This window comes from Nocardia sp. CY15, from assembly GCF_009829295.1.
In the GTDB taxonomy this organism is placed as follows: Bacteria; Actinomycetota; Actinomycetes; order Mycobacteriales; family Mycobacteriaceae; genus Nocardia; species Nocardia sputi.
Genome location: NZ_VUOT01000012.1, coordinates 1 through 23,377 on the forward strand (window position 1 = coordinate 1; position 23,377 = coordinate 23,377).

A 23,377-nucleotide genomic window follows, 5' to 3' on the forward strand; every position below is an offset into this window, starting at 1 on the left:
GAAGGTCTCCTGTTCGTTGCAGTGGTTGTCTCAGCAACTCCCACTCCACGACAGGAGACCTTCGCCATTCAACGATCACCTACAGCGTGTCGTCACAAAACCTCGACCAACCTCCCTGGGCAGAACAGCTAGGTCACCGAGGTGAGTTCGAGCCCGCCCTCGATCGTGTCGGGCACCCGGCGCCGATCCGGGGATCCGAGCGCGGTCGTCAGATCGGCGCCGTCGTGTTCGGCGAGCAGGTCGCCGCTGTCCCACACCAGCAGGGTGGCGCTGACGGTGTTCTCGGCCGCGGCGTGCGCCAAGTCGTAGTGCGCACACGCCGGGACATGCGGATAGGTGATCCACAGGTCGTAGCCGGTCATGAACAGATCCAGATCGAATTGCACACTCAGTCCGAGCAATTCGCTGCGGCCGTTGTCGTCGACGCCCGCGAACGCCTCGTCCAGCGCCAGCAGACGGGGGGCCTGCGGGTCGGCCGAATCGAGCATCACGTGCGCCGCGGCGAACAGCGGCAGGTGCAGCGACACCGACTGCTCACCGCCCGACAGCGCGCTGTGCCTGGCCACGGTGAGCTTGTCCTCGCTGCCGTCGGCGGAGACCAAGGTGAACGAGAACACCCGCCAGGCGCGGTAATCCAGGGTCGCGGCGAGAATCTCGGGATAGGACCGTTCCGGATGCGCGGCCCGCGCCGCACGGATCTCCGACGCGAAGTGCGCCCGGATGGCCGACAGGTCCTCCGGCGTGAGCGCCGAGGTATCCCGGTCGAGCAGCTTGCACGTCGCCCGCGCCGCGTCGGACAGGCTGTCGGCGAGCACCCAGTGCACGCCGATGGTGTTGCCCGAGGACATCCGCCGCTGCTTCATCTCCGCGCCCATCCTGGCGATGAGATCGCGGGCGTCGCTCGTGCGTTCGTGGATCTGCTGGGCCAGGCCGGTCAGCAGAGCATCTTCCAGAATGCGCCGTTCGGCATCGGTGAGTAGCAGTTCCTGGTCACGGCGCGCGCCGTCGATGCGGGTGGCGAAGTCGGCAAGCGCGGAGACGCCGTGCTCGTCGTGCACTTGCACGACGGTGAGGCCGTCGGCGGCGTCCCATTGCAGCCGGTAGTCACGGCCGCAACCGGCGAGCGCGGCGTCGAATTCCTGCAGCGCCGCGGTCACCGCCGTGCGCGTGGACTTGCGCGTCGCCTCGCTCGCGCGCACCGACGCCGTGGCGGCGGCGAGGCTGTCGAACAGCACGGCGACTTCGTCGGGCAGAACGCGCGGCAGCGCCTGCGGTCCCGCCGCGGCGATCCGGTACAGCAGTTGCTCAGGTGTAGACCACGCGGCCTCGCTGCTGGGCCAGCGCTCGTCGGCCTGGGCGCCGAGCAGCCTGAGCAGATCCGGTTGGGCGTACGGCGCAAGGGCTTTGACCTCCGCGAGCACCTCGGTGAGCGCGGTGGCGAGGGACTCGTGCGCGGTGCGGTAGGCGGCTTCGGCGTCGCCGACCGCCTCGATGGCCTCGTTGGCGGCCTTGCGCGCGGCTTTCTGCTCGGCTTTGGTCGCCTCGATCCGGTGTCGGGCCTGCTCCAATTCGCGATCGATGTCGGCCGCGCCCGCGCCGAGCGCCTCACGCAAGGTCTCGAGCTTGCGCACCTGTTCCTGATAGCCCGATCGCGCGGCCTCGGCCTCTTCCGCGAACGCCTCGGCCAAGTCGGCGGCCTCGGTCAATCGGTCCTCGGCTTCGCGTTCGCGCTCGCGTTCCCGCTCGTGATCGCCTCGCAGCCGCAGCAGTCCCGTGCCGATGTTCTCGAAGTGCCGCACGGCGGCGGCGAGGGCGTCGATCTCGGCAGCGGTGCGCGGTGTGGCGTGGGCGGTGGCGGCGGCCCGCAACTTCTTCTCCGCGGCCGACACCTGCGCGACCGCCTGGTCGAGATCCCGCTCGGCGTGGGCGGCGGCTTCCGCACGCGACCGCATCACGCCCGCGGCCTCCGACACCGCCCGCAAGGCGGTGGTCACCGCGGTCGGACGCGGAAGGGCCTTGACGGCTGCGGAGATTCGCGCGAGGTCGGCGGTGGCTTCGGCCTCCTGTTGCTCGGCGGCGCGCAGGTCCTCCTCGGCGGCGGCCGCGGCGGCGGTCAGCTCGGCCGAGCGGATCTCGCGGCGCTTGGCTCGCGCGGTGGCGCCGATGAACTCGGCGTCCGGCTTGCGGTGCCTGCCGATCTGCACGCCTTGCCGGAACGCGCCGTCCGCTCCGATCGCCACCGTGCCGCCCGGCTCGCCCGCGCCCTCGTGCAGCGCGATGGAGGCCAGCACGTCGGCCACGACCTGCCGGGGCACGATCGAGCAGTCCGAATCGTCCTCCACGACGAGCACGTCGGCGAGTGTGCGACCGCTCGGGCGGTCCGGCGGGGGCAACGGCGCCAGGAACTGATCGGATTCGTAGTCCGGCGGCAGCTCGCCGCCCGGGCACACCCAGCCGTCGAGCAGATTCGCCGCCTGCAGCGCGGCCTCGATGCCTGCCGCGGTCTCGGGCGGCACGCCGTCGGCGAAACGGACCAGTCGCCACAGTGCGGCGCCGGGCCGATCGCCGGTCCGGCCGCGGCGCCCGGCGAATGCCGGTGGCGCGTCGTCGCGCTGGGCTGTGACCCGATCACGTTCGGCGACCAGCTCACCGATGCGCGCCGTCGCCGTGGCCGCGTGGGCGCGCGCCTCTTGGCGGCGGGACCGGATCTGTTCGAGCAAGGGTTCCGCGCGCTCGGTCAGCACCTCCGCGACGGTGGGCGCGTCCGAACCGGCCTCGGCCAGAGCCGAGTTCAGCGCCTCGAACAGACCGGCGCGCACCGGGGCGTAGGCCTCGCGGTGTTCGTCCCACCAGGCCCGCAACGCGGCCGCCGCCTCGGAGCGGGACAAGGTGACCGCCGCCTCGGCATGCGCGACCTCCGCCGCGGCCGCGTCGCGCAGTTCCCTGGCGCGCTCGGCGAGCCGCTCGGCCCTGGTGCGTTCGGCGGCGGCGGTGTCCACCGCTCCCACCGCCTTGCGCACGGCGCGCACGTCGGCGTCACGCTCCTCGGCGTGCCCGCGCACCGCGGCGGTGAGCTGCTCGTCTCGCGTCGACTCCGGCAGCGGCGTCCACGCGATCCCCGCCTGTTCGGCCGCGTCGCGCAGCTCTTGCTCGCCGCGGGCCAGCGCGGCGGCGGCGGTACGCACCGCGGTGCGGGCGCGCTCGGCCTCCTGGGTCCGCTGGTCCAGGGTCTGGCGCGCCTTGAGCGCCTTGTCGGCGTGCACGCCCGCCGAGGTCTCCAGTCGCCGCACCGCGTCGGCCAGATCCTCGAGTTGCTGTTTGCCCTCATAGGCGCTGGAACGCTGAAGATTCTCCCGATCGGCCAAGGCCTGTTCGTAGGCGCGGTCGGCATCCTCCGCCCTGGTCTCCGCCGCGGCGCGCTCGCCGTCCCTGCGCTCGCGCAGAGCCGTGGCGGCGAACAGCGCGGTGCTCGCGTGGGTCACCGCGTCGAGCCGCGCACGCACCTGGTCGACGTCCGTCTTCGCCTGGACCGCGAGATATCTGCGGTACACCTCGACGAACGCCCTCGTCGCGGTGTCGGCGTGCACCAAACCCTCCAGGGTGCGGCCGACTTCCTCCATATCGCTGAACGACCGGGCGGCGTCGAGGATCAGTTGCTCGTCGAGCGGGCGCAGACCGTCGGTGAGCGCCTGGGACAGGCCGCGCGGGTCCAGGTTCTTGGCCAGCTGCGGTCTGCGGAGCGTGAGAATCAGGTTGATCAACTGGTCGTAGCGTTGTGCGCCGAGACCGAACATCCGCGCGTCGATGGCGTTGCGGTAGTCCACCGGCCGGTCGACGATCGAATCGGTGCCGATCTGCTCGGCGAGCTGTTTGCGGGTGAACGGACGATCGTCCGGGCCGATGAGGGAGAAGTCCACCCCGACCCGGCCGTCGGCGACGAAGTACCAGCGGGTCACCTTGTCCGAGGAACGGGTGGCGCGCATGCCGATGCCGACGGTGACCGCCTCGGGATCCTCCCAGCGACCCCGTGCGAACTCCATCCACACATAGGAGTAGGCCGAGTCCTGCTTGCGGTAGAGCAGGTTCGACTTCATCGTGCGTTCCTCGCCGGCGAACGGGTTGAGCCTGCGCGGCTCGATTCGTCCGTCCAGGACGAAAGGGAACAGCACCTCCAGCGCTTTGGTCTTGCCCGACCCGTTCGGCCCGCGCAGCACCAATCTGCCGTCGGCGAAGCAGAACTCCTGGTCACGGTAGTCCCACAGGTTGACGATCCCGGCGCGGGTCGGGGTGAACCGCACTCCGCCGTGAATGAGCGACATACGTCAGTTCCCTTCCGTGCCGGTGCCGTCGGGTCCGTAGGTGTCGGCCGCGGTGACGAACAGTTCCGCGGCCCGCTTGGCGCGGACCGTGACCACCGCGCCACGGTAGCGGGCCAGCGCGGGCAGCACGAGCAGCCCCTCGTCGACCACCCGCACCAGCCGCAGCCGCTCGAGCAGGGCCACCACCTCGGTGGTCAGGCGCGGAACGTCGGCCTGCCACTGCGCGGCGAAGGTCGCGCCGTAGCGGTCGGCCAGCGCCCGCACGGTCTCGCGCAGCCAGTCCCGGTCGATGAGCGGATAGGCGGGCGGAGCCGGCCGGTCCCGCTGTTCGTGGGTGTCGTCCAGCGGATCCGTCTCGTCAGCGGGCGAATCCACCGCACGCAGTTCCGCCAGCGGGGCGAACACGGTGGATTCGGGGATGGCTCGGTCGAGCTGGTCGGCCAGGGCCGCGCTGGGGTCCTGGGTGGGGCGCAGCCGCGGCAGCGGGTTGTCGATATCCAGCACCCGGTCGGCGATCTCGCCCGCCAGCAGCAGAGCGACCTGCGCGAGCGTGCCGGTCCCCGGGAAGCGGACGTCCGACAGTCGCCCCGAAGTGTCGATCAGTGCGACGCCCTCGGCTCGGCGCTCGGCGCGCAGCCCGGTGAACAGCTCGACATCCGCGACGACACGGTCCTGGACGAGCACGGGGCGCTCTTCGGGCGCGAGGTCCTCGGCATACACCACCGGCTGCTCGACCAGCGCCCTGCGCACCCGGCGCGCGGTCTCGGCGATGGTCGCCGGGTGCGCGGAACCGCCGGCGGCCGTGGGCTCGTCGGCGAGCAGCCCGCGAACGCTGTGCAGATGTTGCAGCGCCCGCGGCGGCCGGAACAGGGCGAAGACCACCGGCCGGTCGATATCGTAGAGCGCCTCACCGGCCTCCGGATCGCTGGCCCAGCCGCCCGCGTCGCCGTCGGCCAAGGTGAGCGCGCCGCGCACGGTCAGCCAGGCCACCGCGTCGACGAACGCGTCGCGGTCGGCGGCCCGGTCGGTGGCGAGCTCGAGGCCGTCCACCCGGCCTGCGTAGGCGGCGACCTGATCGGCTAGCTCGGACAGTGTGATCTGATCCCCGGCGCGCCCCAGCGCGGCGAGCGCCAAGGCGAGGTAGGCGTAGCGGCGGCGGTCGAAGACGCGCTCGCCGGGTGTACGCGCGGGCCTGCCCGCGTCGAGGCGGTCGGAGACCGGGAACACCCGTGCGGTGGTCTCGGTGACTTCCAGCCGGTAACCGAACAATTCGGCGAGATCTTCGCGGAGTTCGGTGGCCCAGCGGCGGATCAGCGGCAGCGCGATCCGGTCCGGGTAGGTGCGGGTCACCAAGTGATTGGCCAGGATGACTCGGGCGGCGCGCTGATAATTGTCCAGCGCCAGCGCATCGATCGTGCGTCCGTGCATCAGCCGCGCCCCCCGAGCGGCCGGGTCCGGGTCGTCTGCTCTATCTTCAGCGCCCTGTTGTTCAGATGCAGCAGCCCACGGGCGGTGCGCACGACGGTCGGACCTTCGTGCTCGGACACCGTCAGGGTGACGCCGCTGTCGGAGCCGGTGGTGCCCGCCACCCGGCCGCGCACCGGAACCCAGGCGGTGGACGCGGCGTCCAGCAGCCGCAGCAGCACTTCGGTTTCCCGTTCGTCCAGGACCCGGTCGTGCACGTCGCCGGAGGCCAGCGATCTCGCGGCCTCGGCGCGGGCCCGCTGCGCGTCCAGCTGTGCCTCCCGCAGGCGCCGGATGCCCGCGTCGTTGCGGTGGATGCGCGCGGGCGCACCCGCAGAGGGTGGGCGCCCGGTCTCGGCGAGCGTGCGCGAGATCTCCAACGGCGGTGCGTCCCACCAGGATCGGATCGCCGGAATCACGTCGGCGTCCGGGTGCTCCATCGCCAGGTGCCGCGGCTTGCCCAGTCCGAACACCGCGTCGAACAGCGCGTGGGCGCCCTCCACCGTCGGCGCCGCGGTGAACCAGCCGGCCAGATGCCGCAGGGCCGACTCGCGGCTGACTCCGCCGCGCCGCGTCTCGGTGACCCGCCGCAGCAGCGACAGCACCGCGGCGATGGCGCTCATGGTGGCCTCGCGCAGCCGCTCGGCTTCCGTCGTCGCCTCCGGCTCCGCGCCTCCGGACGCGACGAACCAGATCCGCAGCCCGTCCCACCTGGCCTGCCAATCCGCCTGACGTTCATCGATACTCAGCAGCACCCGTTCGTCGCAGCGCGCCGCCCGCACGATCAGGTCCTCGACTCCGGTCTCCTCGATCTCGGCGATCGCCGCCGCCAGCCGGGGGGTGAACCTGGCCAGATCGAGGCTGAACTCCCGCATGTGCGCCAGCAGCGCGTCCTTGTGCGCTAGAAACGATTCCGGGGTGATCTCGGTGGTGCGGACCAGGTCGCCGAGTCCCAGGTAGAAGTGCGCGGCGCGGGCGGCGAGGTCGGACAGCGCGGTATCGAGGCGACGCAGGGTGCGGTAGACACGTTCGGCGTCGCCCGCCCGGTTGGCCTCGGCCAGGGTGTGCAGATCGGCCAGCAACTCGGGCAGGACCAGGCGCGACAACGAGGCTTCGTCGAGGCGGGCGCTGAGCACACCGGCGACCGCCCGGTATGCCTGGAATCCCGCCTGGGAGAACTGGTAGACGTAGTGCCGGTTGCGGTATTCGGCCAGCGTCGCGGCGCGGGTTCCGTCGTAACTGCGTTCCAGCACGCCCCATTGATGGAGCTGGTCGAGCAGCGGGCCGGCCTCGGCGGCGGACAGCCGTGGCGCCGTGGCCGGTTGGTACGCGGTGTCCGGATCGAGGCTGCGCGGTGTGTTCCTGTCGCGTTCGATCCACTCCGCGACGTCGTCCGCGTGCAGCAACACCACGTACGCCGCCCGCGCACTGTCGAACGCGCGCAGTACCCAGAGGTAATCGGCGCGCCGTTCGGCGGTGGCGAAGGAGAACAGCCGCAGCCGGTCGTCCCAGCGCGGGTCGGCACGGCCGTCATCGGAGTCGGTCACCGGGAACAGGGTAGTAGCGGGCCGGTCGCCGCCTGCGCGACGTTCCGGGGTCGGGCGTGGCCGCGTCCGGTTCGTCATCGTTCGCCGGCGCCGCGCCGCAGGTCGGCTCACTCGGCGGACAACGAACGCAACTGGTCCAGGTACGCGCGGGTGCGCGGGTCACCGGGGTAGCACTCGATGAGCTCGCGCGCGACTTCACCCGCGATCCACAGCAGCGACGGCAGCGAGCGCCTGCTTCCCGCGAACGCGCGTGTGCCCTCGGCCACCGCCAGTTCCAGGTCACGGTTGCGCACCGCGACCACGGCAAGGGTCAGGTGTGCCTCGGCGACCCGCATCGGGTGGCGCAGCGTGCCGTCGGGGCGGGTGGCGTGGCGGATCACCTCGCGCGCGTAGGTCTCGGCGAGCCGATCCTCGCCCGCCACCCGGCAGCAGTCCATCGCGTAGAAGTCGAACTTGTTCGCGTCGATGACGAAATGGTTGTCCAAATTGGCCGGATGGTCGAGTCGCTCCAAGATAGCTCGACCGTCGTCGAGTGCGGCATCCACCTCGCGCGGGTTACCCAGCCTGGCCCAGGCTTTGGCGCGCTGGGCAGCCAGCTGGACGCCGACGCGCAGGTTCTGGCTTACTTCCAGCGTCGGCTGCACGGCCTCGATGACGCCGCGGTAGTTACCCTCGGTGAGCGCGAACCACGCGGTCATTTCCGCTGCCCACGCGGAGATCTCGATGTTCTCCGCCTCCTGGCCCAGCGATTGGGCGGCGCGGCGGGTCGCCTCGGCGGCGGTGCGCCGGCCCAGGTCGTAGTCGACGCAGCCGACCAGCAGCGCGACCCATCCGGCGAGAACGAGGATTTCGCGGTGCTGCGCCAGGGTCAGGCGACCGTCCAGCAACGAGGTGATCCTGCGCAGCCACGCGGTGCCCTCGGCGTGCAGGTCGTGCGGGTCGGCGTAGGAGTATTCGCAGCACAGGCGTTCCGCGGTGATCCGGATTGCCTCCAGCGTCACCGAGGACACATCGGACATGCGCAGTCGTCCGATGAACTCGAGGGTGTCCATGCCCGTCGCCGAGAGCAATTCGTCGTCGCGGTTGGGCCTGGCTTTGGGGAAGAACGCCGCGGTCACCGTGTCGAAGGTGGCGGCGATGATGGGCGCGTAGAAGTCGTCGGGGCGCGATTCGCCCGATTCCCAACGGCGCCAGTTGCGTAGGAGAGTACTGTCGGTCGGCAGATTGTGCGAAGACTTTCCTCGCATCACGCGAACAGCGTCGGCTTGCGACCACCCCCTCGCGTCACGCTCGGAACGCATTCGGACTGCCCAGACGGGTCGATCGTCGGTAGCGGCCACATCTGTAGTATCGCACCAGTTAACGCTCGGTGGCCCCAATAGGGCAGAGGGATGTCCGTGTGTTGACAGCTACATTCGCTCGGCGATGCTGTGCATGCTGGACATGGCGCCGAAAGTTTGCCAGGCCCTCGTGTAAGAGCAACTGCAAGTACATCTGCTCTTGCATGAAGCGCAAATACCCCGTAAAACGGGTGGATCCACATAAGAGAACAGCGATCCCAATCCAACGGAGGTTCGGGTGGAAGCGTTGATCTATGGATACTTGCGTGACGATCTGGCCGATGGCCATGGCAAGGAGCTCGAGGCCGCGATGAGCAGCCTCGCCCGCGAGGAAGGGCTGTGCTTCGCCGCAACGTTCCATGAATCGACCGGAGGTGACGGGACGGCTTTCGCCGAACTCACGGCGGAACTCAAGCGCGCCGACGCGCATCACGTGGTGGTTCCGTCACTCGATCACTTTGCCGGTCAGACGATTCCGCGCGACATCCTGATCGCGAAACTGGCTCAGGAGGCGGCGGCGCGGGTATGGACCGTGGAGAGCTGACCGCCGCGACCGAATTGCCCGGTACCGCACCGGCCCCCAGCGTCGCAACACGGTCGCCGTCCCGGTCACGGCCAGGCCCGCTACCAGGGAAGCGAACAGCCCCGCGAGCCGGTGCTGTTCGAACAGCGGGTACACCTGCCAGTGCAGCAGATATGCGAACAGCGAGCTGTCGGCCAGCGCCGCCGCACAGACGGCGACCGCGGCGGGAACCCTGATCGTGGACAGCCACACCAGTGCGAGAAGGCCCACCACGATCAATCGTTCCCGATCGGTGACACCGAAATAGCCAGGTACGGCGATCAGTACGACGGCGCTGACCGTCATCCGCTGCCACATCGACGTCGCCTTCGCCGCCGCCCAGCCGAGCGCGAACAGCCACACCGCAAGCGGAGAGAACGGAATGTCCTTCGCCGAATACAGACCGAACGCCTGGTATCGGAAGACGAGGCTCAGCGCGACCAGCGCCATCGCGAACCAGAACGGCTCGGCGCGTTGCCACCGGTCCACCGAGGGAACCCGGATCAGCAGCGCGGCGGCCAGCATGAAGTACACGAGCACCTCGAGAAACCACAGGTGCCCGGCGGTGGCGCTGTCGTGCGGGCCGAGAATCTTGTTCAGCAACAGGACATTTTGCCAGCCGTAGTAGTCGGTGAACGTCAATGTCACCGCCACCCAGAGCGCCGTCGGCGCCGCTATGGAGCCCACGGTACGCAGGGTGTGGCGCAAACGCTCGGCCGGCGGCGCCGTGGTCACGGCGAACCGCCCGAAGTTGAAGCCCGCCACGCCGAGCAGCACGTGCGCCGCGCCCCACAGCACGAACACTCCGGCGTGCGAGCCGATGATGAGCACGATGCCGACAGCGCGTAGCAGCGTCGCGGTGTCGAGCGTCCGCCCGACGCCCCCCGGACTCCCGGGGGTCCGCTCCAGCTCCGCCACGGGCGTATTCGGCCAGTCGGTGGGCAGGCGCCCGAGTGCGCGCTCCAGCCGCGCCGCGGTGGTCACGTAGGTGAGTGAGTTCCCACCGAGATCGACGAACGTGCTGTGCGCGTGGATGCGCGCGGGGTCGATGCCGAGGGCGGAGGCGAACAGGGCGCGGATGTCACGCACCTGCGGCGCGCTACCGGCCAACCGGTGGATGGCCGGATAGTCGGGTTTGCCGTTGGGCAGCCGTGGCATCCGCTCGACCTGGCAGCTCCGGACCGCCGCGGCGGGCAGGCCGGACAGTCGCGCGGCCAGCTCGGTCGGATCGGACCGCGAGGTCTCCACCGCGACGACCAGGTGGGTGTCGTCTGCGGCGCAGCACGCGGTGCAGCCGGCCTCGGCCAGGCGGGATTCCAGACGTTCCAGATCGATGCGCAATCCGAAGATCTTCGCGAATCGGCTGCGTCTGCCGACCACCTGATAGAGGCCCTCGGGCGTGCGCCGGGCCAGATCGCCGGTGCGCAGAGCCTCGATCGTGTGACCGAGTGCCAGGCCGTCGGCGGACGTCGCGTACCCCATCATCACGTTGGGCCCGTGATAGACCAGCTCGCGGGGCGCGTCGTCACCGTCATCGTCATCGGCTTCCTCGACCGGTTCGAGGGTGAATTCGCCGCCGGGGATCGGTATCCCGATACAGTCGGGGTGGGCGTCGGCCAGATGCGCGGGCAGATAGGCCATCCGGGCGGTGGCCTCGGTCTGGCCGTACATGACCACGAAGTCCCAGCCGCGTTCGCGGCCGAGTTCGGCGTATGCGCGCACGCGCTCGGGCGCGAGCCTGCCGCCCGCCTGGGTGACGTAACGCAGGTGCGGCAGCGTCATATCGGCGAAACCGATCCGGTCGAGCAGATCGATGGTGTAGGGCACCGCGGCGAAAGACGTTGCGCGGCAATCCCGGAATTCGCGCCAAAATTCCTCGTCCAGTACCGACCGGTCGGTGAGTAGGAGGCTCGCCCCGCGCCATAGGTGGCTGTGCACCACCGACAGCCCGTAGCAGTAGAACATCGGCAAGGTGGTGGCCGCGCGGTCGTCCGGGCCGATGGCCAAGTACTCGGCGATGGCCGCGGCGTTGGAGCGCAGGTTCGTCGTCGAGAGCCGCACCAGCTTCGGCGACCCGGTGGATCCCGACGTGCTCAGCAGCAGCGCCAGATCCGGATGCAGGCGATGCGCCGAGTTCTCCCGGACCACGCGGGTGCGGCCCGCTTCGACGAGGACGTCTGGGTCGTAGGTGTCCCGCAATTCCGCAGTGATCTTCTCGGCCAGCAACACGACGCACCCGGCGCTGAGCGCGCCGAGATAAGCGACGAGCGAGGCGAGGTCATTGCGCGCGGCGAGCGCGACGAGGCGACGGGCCGGCCCCAGCTCGGTCGCGTAGTTCTCGACGAGCGTGGCAAGCCGTGCGTAGGTCACCTGCCGCGCGGAGCGCGCCCGGGCGGCGCCGTCCACGCCCGCGAAGCCGGGGCAATGGACGGCGATTCGGTCGTCGAAGCCGCGCAGACGCTCGACGATCGGATGCACGGTCACCGGCGAAGTGTAGGAGGCGGTCGTTTCCCGGTCCGAAGGTGCCCCCAGCGAACTTCCGGTGAACTCGGCGGCGTCCGGTCGCGGAAGCGAAGGCCCCGCCGCGCAACCGATCAGAGACCGAAGCTGCCCGGACCCCGTCTGCGCAGGTATTTCTCGAATTCGGCCGCGATGGCGTCGCCATCGATCTTGGCCATCGCCTCGTTCACGTCGACGGCGGCGTCGCCGCGCTCCTCCAGCGAGCGCACGTACTCGCTGATCTCCTCGTCACCCACGGTCATCTCGTTCACCGCGGTTTCCCAGTCCTCGGCCTGCTTGGGCAGCTCACCCAACGGCACCTCGATGTCGAGCACGTCCTCGACCCGGTGCAGCAGTGCGATGGTCGCCTTCGGGTTCGGCGGCTGGGAGACATAATGCGGGACGGCGGCCCAGAACGACACCGCGGGGACGCCCGCCTTCACGCACTGGTCCTGCAGTACGCCGGTGATCCCGGTGGGCCCCTCGTAGCGCGTCTGTTCCAGGTTGAACCGCTCGGCCGCCTCTTTGCTGTAGGCCGAGCCGGTGACCGGCACCGGTCTGGTGTGCGGAGTGTCGGCGAGCAGCGCGCCGAGGATGACCACGGTCTGCACTCCGAGCTGCTCGATGAACTCCAGCAGGTCGCCGCAGAAGCTGCGCCAGCGCATATTCGGTTCGATACCGCGCAGCAGCACCACGTCGCGGTCGCTGCCGGGCGGCGAGCAGACCGACAGCATGGTCGACGGCCACTGGATTTCCCTGGTCACACCGTCCACCTGACGCACGGTGGGCCGGTTGACCTGATAGTCGTAGTAGTCCTCGGAGTCGAGTTCGGCCAACGGTTCGGCGTCCCAGATCAGTTCCAGATGCTCGACGGCGCCGCTGGCCGCGTCACCGGCGTCGTTCCACCCCTCGAAGGCGGCGACCAGTACCGGATCCCGCAACGTCGGCAGTTCCGGATCGGGAGTTTCACTGGCGTTCACTCGGTCAGCCTACGGTGTGCGGCGATATGGCGTGTCGTATGACGGCCGGAGAGGGTGGCGTGTTTCCGCCCGCGCCCACGGCGGTGTGGCGCCGGACATGTGGTCCAGGCCACCGAGCCTCGATGTGGGGGCCGGATCGTCCGCCCCGCCCACTACGCTGGAACGCATGTCTGCGTCCATCCCCGCCGAGTTCGATACCACGCTACTCGACACGCTGCGCCGCCGTGTCGTCATCGGCGACGGTGCGATGGCCACCATGCTGCAAGCCGCCGATCTGACCCTGGACGATTTCCGCGGGCTGGAGGGCTGCAACGAGATCCTCAACGACACCCGCCCCGACGTCCTGCGCGGCATCCACCGGGCTTATTTCGAGGCGGGCGCCGACGCGGTCGAGACCAACACCTTCGGCTGCAACCTCCCCAACCTCGCCGACTACGACATCGCCGACCGGATCCGCGACCTCTCCGAGCGGGGCACCCGGCTGGCCCGCGAGGTCGCCGACGAGATGGGTCCGTCCTCCGACGGTACGCCACGGTACGTGCTCGCTTCGATGGGACCGGGCACGAAGCTGCCCACGCTGGGTCACGCTTCCTTCGCCGCGCTGCGCGACGCCTACACCGAGGCCGCCCTCGGCATGCTCGACGGCGGCGCCGACGCGATCCTCATCGAGACCTGCCAGGACCTGCTGCAGGTGAAGGCGGCGGTAACCGGCAGCAGGCGCGCGATGGCGAAGCTCGGCCGCCGGATCCCGGTCATCACGCACGTCACCGTCGAGACCACCGGCACAATGCTGGTCGGCAGCGAGATCGGCGCGGCGCTCACCGCGCTGGAGCCGCTCGGTATCGACATGATCGGCCTGAACTGCGCGACCGGCCCGGACGAGATGAGCGAGCATCTGCGCCATCTGTCCAAGCACGCGCAGGTGCCGGTCTCGGTGATGCCGAACGCCGGGTTGCCGGTACTCGGCGCGGGCGGGGCGGTGTACCCGCTCACGCCCGAGGAACTGGCGGTCGCGCTGCGCGGATTCGTCTCCGAATTCGGGCTGGCCCTGGTCGGCGGCTGCTGCGGGACCACGCCCGAACACATTCGCCAGGTCACCGCCGCGGTGCGTGAGGTAGAGGCCGCCCTGCCGCCGATCGCCGAGCGGCGCGCGCCGGTGCACGAGCCGAGCGTGTCCAGCATGTACACCGCGGTGCCGTTCGAACAGGACGCCTCGGTCCTGATGATCGGCGAGCGCACGAACGCCAACGGCTCCAAAGCCTTCCGCGAGGCCATGCTGGCCGAGGACTGGCAGAAGTGCCTGGACATCGCCAAGGACCAGACCCGCGACGGCGCGCACATGCTCGACCTGTGCGTCGACTACGTCGGCCGCGACGGCACCCGCGACATGGCGGAGCTGGCCGCGCGGCTGGCCACCGCCTCGACGCTGCCGATCATGCTCGACTCCACCGAGACCCCGGTGCTGCAGGCCGGGCTGGAACACCTCGGCGGACGCTGCGCGGTCAATTCGGTGAACTACGAGGACGGCGACGGTCCCGATTCGCGTTTCCAGCAGACCATGCGGCTGGTCGCCGAGCACGGGGCGGCGGTGGTCGCGCTGACCATCGACGAGGAGGGCCAGGCCCGCACCGCGGCGAAGAAGGTGGAGATCGCCGAACGGCTGATCGCCGACATCACCGGCAACTGGGGATTGTCGGAGAGCGACATCATCATCGACACGCTCACCTTCACCCTCGGCACCGGCCAGGAGGAGTCCCGTCGTGACGGCCTGGAGACCATCGAGGCCATCCGCGAGCTCAAGCGCCGCCACCCTCGGGTGCAGACGACGCTGGGTCTGTCCAATATCTCCTTCGGTCTCAACCCGGCGGCCCGGCAGGTGCTCAACTCGGTCTTCATGCACGAATGCGTGGAGGCCGGTCTGGATTCCGCGATCGTGCACGCCTCGAAGATCGTCCCGATCAGCCGGATTCCGGACGAGCAGCGCGAGGCTGCGCTGGATCTGGTGTACGACCGCCGCTCCGAGGACTACGACCCGCTGCAGAAGCTGATGGCGCTGTTCGAGGGCGTGTCCACCTCATCGTCGAGGGCGTCGCGGGCCGAGGAGTTGGCCGCGCTGCCGCTGTTCGAGCGGCTGGAGCGGCGGATCGTGGATGGCGAGCGGGCGGGGATCGAGGACGATCTGGACGCGGCCATGGCCGAGGTGCCGCCGCTGCAGATCATCAACGAGACCCTGCTGGCGGGGATGAAGACGGTCGGCGAGCTGTTCGGCTCCGGCCAGATGCAGCTGCCGTTCGTGCTGCAGTCCGCCGAGGTGATGAAGACCGCTGTCGCCTACCTGGAACCGCACATGGAAGCCACCGACGACAGCGGCAAAGGCCGCATCGTGCTGGCCACCGTCAAGGGCGACGTGCACGACATCGGCAAGAACCTGGTCGACATCATCCTGTCCAACAACGGCTACGAGGTGGTCAACCTCGGCATCAAGCAGCCGATTTCCACCATCCTCGACGCGGCGGTGGACAAGAAGGCCGACGTCATCGGCATGTCCGGCCTGCTGGTGAAGTCGACCGTGGTGATGAGGGAGAACCTCGAGGAGCTCAACGCCAAGGGCGTGGCCGAGCAATTCCCGGTGTTGCTGGGTGGTGCGGCGCTCACCCGCTCGTACGTGGAGAACGACCTGACCGAGGTCTACGAGGGCGACGTGCACTACGCGCGCGACGCGTTCGAGGGTTTGCGGCTGATGGGCGACATCATGACCCGCAAGCGCGGCGGCGGGCTCGATCCGGACAGTCCGGAGGCCATCGCCGAGCGCGAGAAGGCCGCCGAGCGCAAGGCGCGTCACGAGCGCTCGAAGCGGATCGCCGCCGAGCGCCGGGCGGCGGAGGTGCCCGTCGTGGTGCCCGAGCGCTCCGACGTCGCGGCGGACCTGCCGGTGCCGGTGCCGCCGTTCTGGGGCACGCGGGTGGTGAAAGGCCTCGCCCTGCACGAGTACTCGGGCTTGCTCGACGAACGGGCGTTGTTCCTGGGGCAGTGGGGGCTGCGCGGGCAGCGGGCCGGCGACGGCCCCAGCTACGAGGAACTGGTGGAGACGGAGGGCAGGCCGCGGCTGCGCGCCTGGCTGGACCGGCTGAGCACGGAAGGCGTGTTGCAGCACGCCGCGGTGGTCTACGGCTACTTCCCGGCGGTTTCCGAAGGCGACGATGTCGTCGTGCTCACCGAACCCGATCCCGATGCGCCGCAACGGTATCGGTTCACCTTCCCGCGCCAGCAGCGCGACCGATTCCTGTGCATCGCCGACTTCATCCGTTCGCGGGAGTACGCCAGGACGACCGGTCAGGTCGACGTCTTGCCGTTCCAGCTGGTCACCATGGGGCAGCCGATCGCGGACTTCGCCAACGAGCTGTTCGCGGGCGACAGCTACCGCGATTACCTCGAGGTGCACGGCATCGGCGTCCAGCTCACCGAGGCGCTCGCCGAGTACTGGCACCGCCGCATTCGCGAGGAACTCGTCCTCGACGGCCACGCCGTCGCCGACTCCGACCCCGACGACGTGCAGGAGTACTTCAAACTCGGCTATCGCGGCGCCCGCTACTCCTTCGGCTACGGCGCCTGTCCCGAGCTGGAGGACCGCGCCAAACTGGTCGACCTGCTCGAGGCCGATCGCCTCGGCGTCGTTCTCTCCGAAGAGCTGCAGCTGCATCCGGAGCAGTCCACCGACGCCTTCGTCCTGCTGCATCCGGAGGCGAAGTACTTCAACGCGTAAGCGTCCGCGGGAAGGCGGTGCGGCATCGCGCCAAGGGCCTTTGCTACCTGCCCGGATGCCGTATCGCACACGGAACGCGGCGCTCATCGGCGCGTCACGGTGCGCGGGCGCGCGGTGTTGACCTGGGCGATCGTCCGTCCCGGGACCGGGAGGTGGATGTGTGTCGGGTGGATGTGCCATTGTCGAAGGCGTTGTAACTGCATCCGGGGCAGTCGGCGGATGCGTTCGCGTCCCTGCTCAGTGGTGCAAAGCAGCTCGGCGCGTACGCCTTCGGAGACCTTCCGGGCTTGCGCGCGGAATGCGGGAACGGCTAGGCGCGCAAGTAGGAGAGGCACACCACCATGACGGCGGATCGATTGATCGCGGGACGGTACCGGCTCACGGATCCGATCGGCACCGGCGCCATGGGTGTGGTCTGGCGGGCCACCGATGTCCGGCTGCAGCGCACCGTCGCGGTCAAGCAGGTGCTGCTCGGTCCCGGACTGTCCGGGTCGGCGAAGCTGGAGGCCAAGCGGCGCGCCATGCGTGAGGGCCGGATCGCGGCGCGGCTGCACCATCCGAACGCCATCACCGTGTTCGACGTGGCCGAGGAGGACGGCCAGCCCTGGTTGGTCATGGAGTACATGGACGCCCCGAGCCTGGCGACCAAACTGTCGGGCGGTCGCACGCTGCCGCCGCTCGAGGTCGCCCGGATCGGCGCGCAGGCTGCGAGCGCCCTGACCGCCGCGCACGCCGCGGGGATCATGCACCGGGATGTGAAGCCGGCGAACCTGCTCGTCGCCGACGACGGCACGGTCAAGATCACCGACTTCGGCATCTCCCGCGCGGTCGGCGACGTGACAGTCACGGCCACAGGCTTTCTCGCCGGTACGCCGGCCTATCTGTCGCCCGAGGTCGCGCGCGGCGAGGATCCGGAACCCGCTTCCGACGTCTTCGCCCTCGGTTCGACGCTGTACGCGGCGGTGCAGGGTACTCCGCCGTTCGGCGAGGGCGACAACCCGCTCGCCCTGCTACACGCGGTCGCGCGGGCCGAGATCCCGCCACCCGAGTCCGCCGGCCCGCTGGGGCCGGCGCTGATGTACCTGCTCGCTCCGGCCGTCGCCGACCGCCCGAGCATGCCGGAGGCTCAGGCGGTCCTCGAAGCCGTTGCGACGGGCCGGGATCCACAATTGCCCGCGCCGGTGACGAAGGTGATTCCCACCTCCGCCACGGCCGCCGCCGAGACGACAGTGCTGCCGAGCCGCGCCGCTGCCGCATCGCCGGAGCAGCCGGGCGACTCCGGCGTCACCGCCGTCGTGCCCGCCGCTGTGCCGGGGCCGCCCGCGCCGCAAGCGGTGACGTCACCGCCGGTGCCGAGGCGCGGGGCCGCGGCGACGTTGCCGGGCGTTCTGAGTGGCCGACGGCGCGGCCGACTGATCGCCGTGGAAGTTGCCGCCGTGGTCGGGGTGTTGATTCTGGTCGGCATCATCGCGATGCTGGCCAGAGGAGACGGCGAGGGTGGCGCCGCGCCGACGTCGTCGATCGTCCCTCCGGCCGCCGTAGGTCCCGAGAACGCGCCGTCACCGGCGGACGCGGCCGGAACCGAGCCGCGACAGGCTCCTGCCCAAGCCCCGGCGCAAGCCCCCGCCTCTGCGGCACCAGTGCCCACTTCCGTGCCCGTGCCGGGGCCCGCGACCACTTCAGCGGTTGCCCCGCCGCCTCCGCCCGCCCCGGGAACCACCGCTCCGGCGCCGACGACGAACCCCGCCCCGAGCGCCACCACCGCGCCTCCCAGCCCCACGCCCCAGCCCACCACGTCGAGCCATGCCCCGACCACCACCGGCCCGGCTACCACCGCGACGACCACTCCGTCCGGTCCGCCGACGCCCGACCGGATCGCCTCGTTCATCCAGGGTTACTACGGCATGCTGCCCGCCAACGTGTCCGGCGCTTGGACGCAGCTGGCCCCCGGATACCAGGCCAGGACCGGTTACGACTCCTACGTGAACTTCTGGGGCACGATCCGCTCGGTAAGCGTGGGCCCGGTCACACAGAACGGTGCGAATCGGGCGGTGGTCGCGCTCACCTATACCCTGAAGAACGGCACGACGACCTCTGAGAACCGATGGATCGAGGTCGTCGGGGACAACGCCAAGCTGCAGATCGCCGCCTCGGGAACATAGGTGCTGCTCGCCTCTGCCGCGGCCCGCGGTGGTGCCGCTCGCCCGGCCGAGCGCGGGATGGTGGCCGCACGTTGTCGCGCGGTGCCGGTCCCGCCGACTGGTCAGCGCCGTCCGTTCCGGCGCGATGGGCGCCGGGCCGCGCTGTTCGATACGGCCGCATCAGCTGGGCGGCGCTACAGCCGGTCTTCGTCCGGCGACACGGTTCGTGCGGCCGTCTCGGACGGGTGATCGGGTTCGCGCCGGGCAGTACGCATGACATGAACGAGATCGAGGAGACGCACCGAACGTGACAGCGCGATTGGCCGGAGTGCTCTGGGACATGGACGGCACGCTGCTCGACTCCGAGAAGCTCTGGGACGTAGCGGTGCGCGAACTGGCGCGTGAGCACGGCCACGAGATGACCGACGCGATCCGGCACGCGCTGATCGGTGCATCGGGTCCGGACGCTCTGCGGATCATGTTCACCGGCCTGGGGATCGAGCCCACCCCCGACTCGCTGCGGGCGGCGGGGGAGTACTTGGAACGGCGGGTGACCGAGTTGATGACCGGCCCCATCCCGTGGCGCCCTGGGGCGAAGGACGCGCTGGCGATGGTGCGCGCGGCGGGGCTGCCGAGCGCGCTCGTCACCAATACCAAGCGGTCGCTCGCGGAGTTCGGGCTCGACACGCTGGGGCGCGACTTCTTCGATGTCTCGGTCTGCGGCGACGAGGTGGCGCACGGTAAGCCGGAGCCGGATGTCTACCTGCGCGCCGCCGAACTGCTCGGGCTCGACCCGCAATGCTGTGTGGCGGTGGAGGACTCGCCCACCGGTGCCCGCGCCGCTGAGGCGGCGGGCTGCGCACTGGTGGTCGTGCCGTGCGAGATCCCGGTGCCGCGCACACCGCGACGAGTGTTCCGGGATTCGCTCATCGGCTTGGCCGTCACGGATCTCGAACGCGCTCTGCGCGTGCGCGGTTGAGTCGTCCGGCCCACGTCATCGCGCGACACACCCGACTCCCGTACACCGAGAGTTACTGTGCCGCAACAGGAGTGCGCGCAGATAGTATGTGTGACCGTGATCACCGGCAATCTCGCCGAATCCCGGGCGTGTCGGCGGGCGCTCCACCAAAATGACGCCATGGCAGCGTTGGGCGTACTCGACGAGATCGTAGATACGGCACGGTATCCTCTCGGGGATCAGGACGGACCAGGGCTGCGGGAAGCGGTGCGACGCGCCCGTGCGGAACTGGCCGACACCGGCTGCACCGTCCTGCGGGGTTTCATCCGGCCGGAGCTGACCGAGACACTGCGGGCGCAAGGGGAGCTGATGGCTCCACACGCGCACTACGAGGTCGAACAGGTCAACGCCTACAACATTCCACTGGACGCCGAACTGCCGGAGGATCATCCCGGCCGGATCGTCTTGGAGCGGGGTAACGCCTTCGTGCCCCGCGACCGCATCCCCGCCGACGCGCTGATCCACCGGCTCTACACCGACGAGCTGTTCCAGCGGTTCGTCGCCGACTGCTTCGGCCTGCCCGAACTGCATGAGTTCGCCGATCCCCTCGCCGGACTGTGCCTCAACGTCGTCGCGCCGGGTATGTCGCATCCCTGGCATTTCGACACCAACGAATTCACCGTCTCGATGCTGACCCAGCCCGCCGAGGACGGTGGCGTCTTCGAGTACTGCCCGAACATCCGCACACCCGAGGCGGAACACCTCGACGACGTCCGCGCCGTGCTGACCGGCACCGGCGATCGTTTCGTCCAGCGGCTCGAACTGCGTCCTGGCGACCTGCAGCTGTTCCAGGGTCGCTTCTCGTTGCACCGCGTCTCACCCGTCGGCGGTGCGCGTCAGCGCCATTCGGCCATCTTCGCCTATACCGATCGTCCCGGAATGGTCGGCACGGTGGAACGCACTCGGCAGTTGTTCGGCCGCGTGCTACCCGACCACCTGGCCGCCGCGGCCGCCGCCGTCCGGGGCGATCGACTGCTCGACTGAGCCGAACGGCTCGACTGACCGAGCTCGACCCGAGAGGACCGACAGTGCCAGTGCCGTTACACACGACCGGGAAAGCGTCTTTCGACGACATCTACGACCGCCCCGATCCACGTGCGTATTACGCGCGCATGTCCGATCTGGACTACCGCATACCGGAACTGGCGAAACCGTTCTTCCAGCAGCAGATCCGGGAGTTCCGTGCCTCCGCGCGGATCGCCGTGCCGACCGTGCTCGACATCGGCTGTTCCTACGGCGTGAACGCCGCGCTGTTGCATTTCGACACGACGATCGGCGAACTGGCCGGGCACTACGCCGTCACCGACATCGATCGAGCCGGTCTGATCCAGCGCGACCGGGCACGCGTCGCGGCGCGGGCCGGAGCCGACGACGTCCGGTTCCTCGGCATGGACGCCTCCCGCCCCGCCCTCGACTACGCGCGGGAAGCCGGTCTCCTGCACGAGGTCGTGCACGCCGACCTGGAGTCCGGCGAACCGACCGACGAGCAGCGCGCCCTGCTGGCGAGCGCCGATCTCGTCGTCTCGACCGGCTGCATCGGCTACGTCACCGAAAAAACTCTGACTCGCGTGGCCACCGCGCATCCGCGCAGGCGGCCGTGGATGGCACACTTCGTACTGCGCATGTTCGACTTCGCACCGATCGAGGCGGAACTCGCCGCGCTCGGCTACCGGACCGAGCAGGCGCCGGGGTTGTACGAGCAACGCAGGTTCGCCTCCGCGACCGAGCAAGCGCAGGTGCTGAACACCCTGTCCGCCAACGGAATCGACACCACCGGCCGGGAAGACCAGGGATGGCTGTATGCCAACCTGTACGTATCCAGGCCGCTGCCGAAACATCACGCCGACACCGAGGACTCGCATTGACCGAACGCACCTTCGCCGCCGACGACCACCTACCCCGGGTGCCCCTGCCGACGCTGGAGGACAGCTGTGGCCGGTTCCTGCAGTGGTGCGAGCCGCTGCTGACCGCCGACGAACTCGCCGCCACCCGGGGGGCGGTCGAGGACCTGTTGCGACCCGACGGGCCGGGACGCAGGTTGCACGCGGCGCTCGCGGAATACGACGCGACGCCGGGTGTAGGCAGCTGGCTGGACTTGTTCTGGCCGTCGCGATACCTGGGCAGGCGGGACCGGATCGCCCTGAACGCGAACTTCTTCTTCCTGTTCCGGGACGACACCCCGCTGGCCACCTCCACTGCCGCTACCCAGGTGGACCGCGCCGCCGGCATCATCTCCGCCGCGGTCGACTACAAACTGGCCCTCGACCAGGAGGCCGTCCCGCCGGTGACCCAGCGGGGACAGAAGCTGTCGATGTGGCAGAACAAGTATCTGTTCTCCGAGACCAGGATCCCGGGCGAGGAACAGGACTCGGTGCGGGTCCCTTACAGCGAGGAGTGGCCGGGCCCCTCGCAGGCCCGGCACATCGTGGTGTTCTTCCGGGGTAGCACGTTCAGGATGGACGTTCTGGGCCCGGAAGGGGCGCCGTACTCGCCGGAGGATCTCGCCGACGGGTTGCGCGCGGTCTTGAAGGCGGGCGCACGCCCGGCCCGCGCCGACAGCGCAGTCGGACACCTCACCACCAAGCCCCGCGCGGAATGGGCGCGCAGCAGGCAGCGGCTGCTGGACGAGCCTGCCAACGCCGCGGCGCTCGACGCCATCGAGACCGCGCTGTTCGCCGTCTGCCTGGAGGACTTCGCTCCGCGCGACGAACTGCACGCCTGCGATCAGCTGCTGCACGGCGACAGTGCGAACCGGTGGTTCGACAAGTCGGTGTCCTTCATCGTCTTCGGTGACGGACAGGCGGGCATCAATGTCGAACACTGCGGCCTGGACGGCACCACCATCCTCTCGTTCGTGGACAACCTGCTGGAAACCCCGGTGCGGGAGCACGCCACCCGCTCCGGCGCCCAGGCGCAGGGGCTGCCCGCGGTCGAGCCGATCGAGTTCGTGCTGGACGAGGCGCAGCGCGGCGATATCGCCGCGGCGGGCGCGGCCTTCGCCGACTACGCCGCCGCGAACGCCACCCAGACGGTGTCGTTCCCGGACTTCGGCACCACCGAAGCCAAGCAGCTGGGCATCTCGCCGGACGCGTTCGCGCAGCTGAGCTACCAGTTGGCCCATCGGCGCAGCAAGGGGCTCACCGGCGCCACCTACGAGTCCATCGCGACCAGGCAGTACCGCAACGGCCGCACCGAGGCCATGCGGGTGGTCACCCCGGAGATGATCGCGTTCGTGGACACGATGCAGGACCCGGACGCGGGCGTCGAGGCCCGGCTCGCCGCGGCGCGGACGGCTGCGGCCGCGCACGTGGAACGGGCCAAGCAATGTCAGGCCGGAGACGCGCCGGAGCAGCACCTGTGGGAGCTGCAGTGGATCCAGCGCCGTCGCGGGGCGGAGCTGGGTCTCACCGACCCGATCCCGCTCTACGACAGCCCTGGCTGGACGATCATGCGCGACGACTACTTGAGCACCAGCTCGGCGCCCTCGGTGAACATCCGCTACTTCGGTTTCGGCTCCACCAGCTCCAAGTGCATCGGCATCGCCTACGTCCTGCTTCCGGACCGCTGGAATCTCTACCTGGCCACGCCGAAGCCGGTCGCCGACCAGATGTACGCCTTCGCCGACCACCTCCGCACGGCGGTCGCCGACCTGCGGGCGCTGCTCGCCGGAAACTAGGCGCAACCCGCCCGGTTCTTCCGTACCCGGCCGGGTACGGAAGAACCGGGCGGTCGCCGTTCAGGGCC

13 protein-coding genes are annotated in these 23,377 nt (G+C 69.9%); 7 read left to right on the forward strand and 6 right to left on the reverse strand.

The genetic code is table 11. The annotated features are described in order from the left end of the window. Positions 1 to 128 precede the first annotated feature (128 nt). The 4 genes from GVY39_RS16105 to GVY39_RS16120 form a co-directional block, all read right to left on the reverse strand. Positions 129 to 4,319, reverse strand: a complete 4,191-nt coding sequence (locus tag GVY39_RS16105) for a TIGR02680 family protein (protein ID WP_159925540.1) — start codon at positions 4,317 to 4,319, stop codon at positions 129 to 131. Positions 4,320 to 4,322: 3 nt separating this feature from the next. Further along, positions 4,323 to 5,747, reverse strand: coding sequence for a TIGR02678 family protein (locus GVY39_RS16110; RefSeq protein ID WP_159925538.1), 1,425 nt, complete (start codon positions 5,745 to 5,747; stop codon positions 4,323 to 4,325). After that, positions 5,747 to 7,282: a TIGR02677 family protein gene (locus GVY39_RS16115; RefSeq protein ID WP_195071414.1), complete on the reverse strand. Its 1,536-nt coding sequence runs from the start codon at positions 7,280 to 7,282 to the stop codon at positions 5,747 to 5,749. The genes GVY39_RS16110 and GVY39_RS16115 overlap by 1 nt, the downstream gene beginning before the upstream one ends. Before the next feature lie 155 nt (positions 7,283 to 7,437). Beyond that, positions 7,438 to 8,577: an XRE family transcriptional regulator gene (locus GVY39_RS16120; RefSeq protein WP_159925590.1), complete on the reverse strand. Its 1,140-nt coding sequence runs from the start codon at positions 8,575 to 8,577 to the stop codon at positions 7,438 to 7,440. 331 nt (positions 8,578 to 8,908) lie between these two features. Between GVY39_RS16120 and GVY39_RS16125 the strand changes: the two genes are divergently transcribed. Further along, complete coding sequence (locus tag GVY39_RS16125) at positions 8,909 to 9,214, forward strand: hypothetical protein (protein WP_159925534.1); 306 nt, start codon at positions 8,909 to 8,911, stop codon at positions 9,212 to 9,214. Here GVY39_RS16125 and GVY39_RS16130 read toward each other — a convergent pair. After that, complete coding sequence (locus GVY39_RS16130; RefSeq protein ID WP_159925532.1) at positions 9,116 to 11,716, reverse strand: AMP-binding protein; 2,601 nt, start codon at positions 11,714 to 11,716, stop codon at positions 9,116 to 9,118. The two genes, GVY39_RS16125 and GVY39_RS16130, sit on opposite strands and share 99 nt — an antisense overlap. A 110-nt stretch (positions 11,717 to 11,826) precedes the next feature. Continuing rightward, positions 11,827 to 12,711: a PAC2 family protein gene (locus GVY39_RS16135; RefSeq protein WP_039798445.1), complete on the reverse strand. Its 885-nt coding sequence runs from the start codon at positions 12,709 to 12,711 to the stop codon at positions 11,827 to 11,829. Between the two features lie 166 nt (positions 12,712 to 12,877). Between GVY39_RS16135 and metH the strand changes: the two genes are divergently transcribed. The 6 genes from metH (at position 12,878) to GVY39_RS16165 (ending at position 23,309) form a co-directional block, all read left to right on the forward strand. Beyond that, positions 12,878 to 16,474 (forward strand): methionine synthase, encoded by a 3,597-nt coding sequence (gene metH / locus GVY39_RS16140; protein ID WP_159925530.1) that lies wholly within the window; start codon positions 12,878 to 12,880, stop codon positions 16,472 to 16,474. 341 nt (positions 16,475 to 16,815) lie between these two features. Further along, positions 16,816 to 18,636: a serine/threonine-protein kinase gene (locus GVY39_RS16145; RefSeq protein WP_159925528.1), complete on the forward strand. Its 1,821-nt coding sequence runs from the start codon at positions 16,816 to 16,818 to the stop codon at positions 18,634 to 18,636. 286 nt (positions 18,637 to 18,922) lie between these two features. After that, positions 18,923 to 19,594, forward strand: a complete 672-nt coding sequence (locus GVY39_RS16150; protein ID WP_321212605.1) for an HAD family phosphatase — start codon at positions 18,923 to 18,925, stop codon at positions 19,592 to 19,594. A 159-nt stretch (positions 19,595 to 19,753) separates the two neighbouring features. Then, positions 19,754 to 20,617, forward strand: coding sequence for an arpA protein (locus GVY39_RS16155; protein WP_159925526.1), 864 nt, complete (start codon positions 19,754 to 19,756; stop codon positions 20,615 to 20,617). 44 nt (positions 20,618 to 20,661) lie between these two features. Further along, a complete protein-coding gene (locus GVY39_RS16160) occupies positions 20,662 to 21,498 on the forward strand; it encodes a class I SAM-dependent methyltransferase (protein WP_201295244.1) in 837 nt (278 codons plus the stop codon). Further along, positions 21,495 to 23,309, forward strand: coding sequence for a choline/carnitine O-acyltransferase (locus tag GVY39_RS16165; RefSeq protein WP_159925524.1), 1,815 nt, complete (start codon positions 21,495 to 21,497; stop codon positions 23,307 to 23,309). Before GVY39_RS16160 ends, GVY39_RS16165 begins: the two co-directional genes overlap by 4 nt. The last annotated feature ends 68 nt before the right edge of the window (positions 23,310 to 23,377 follow it).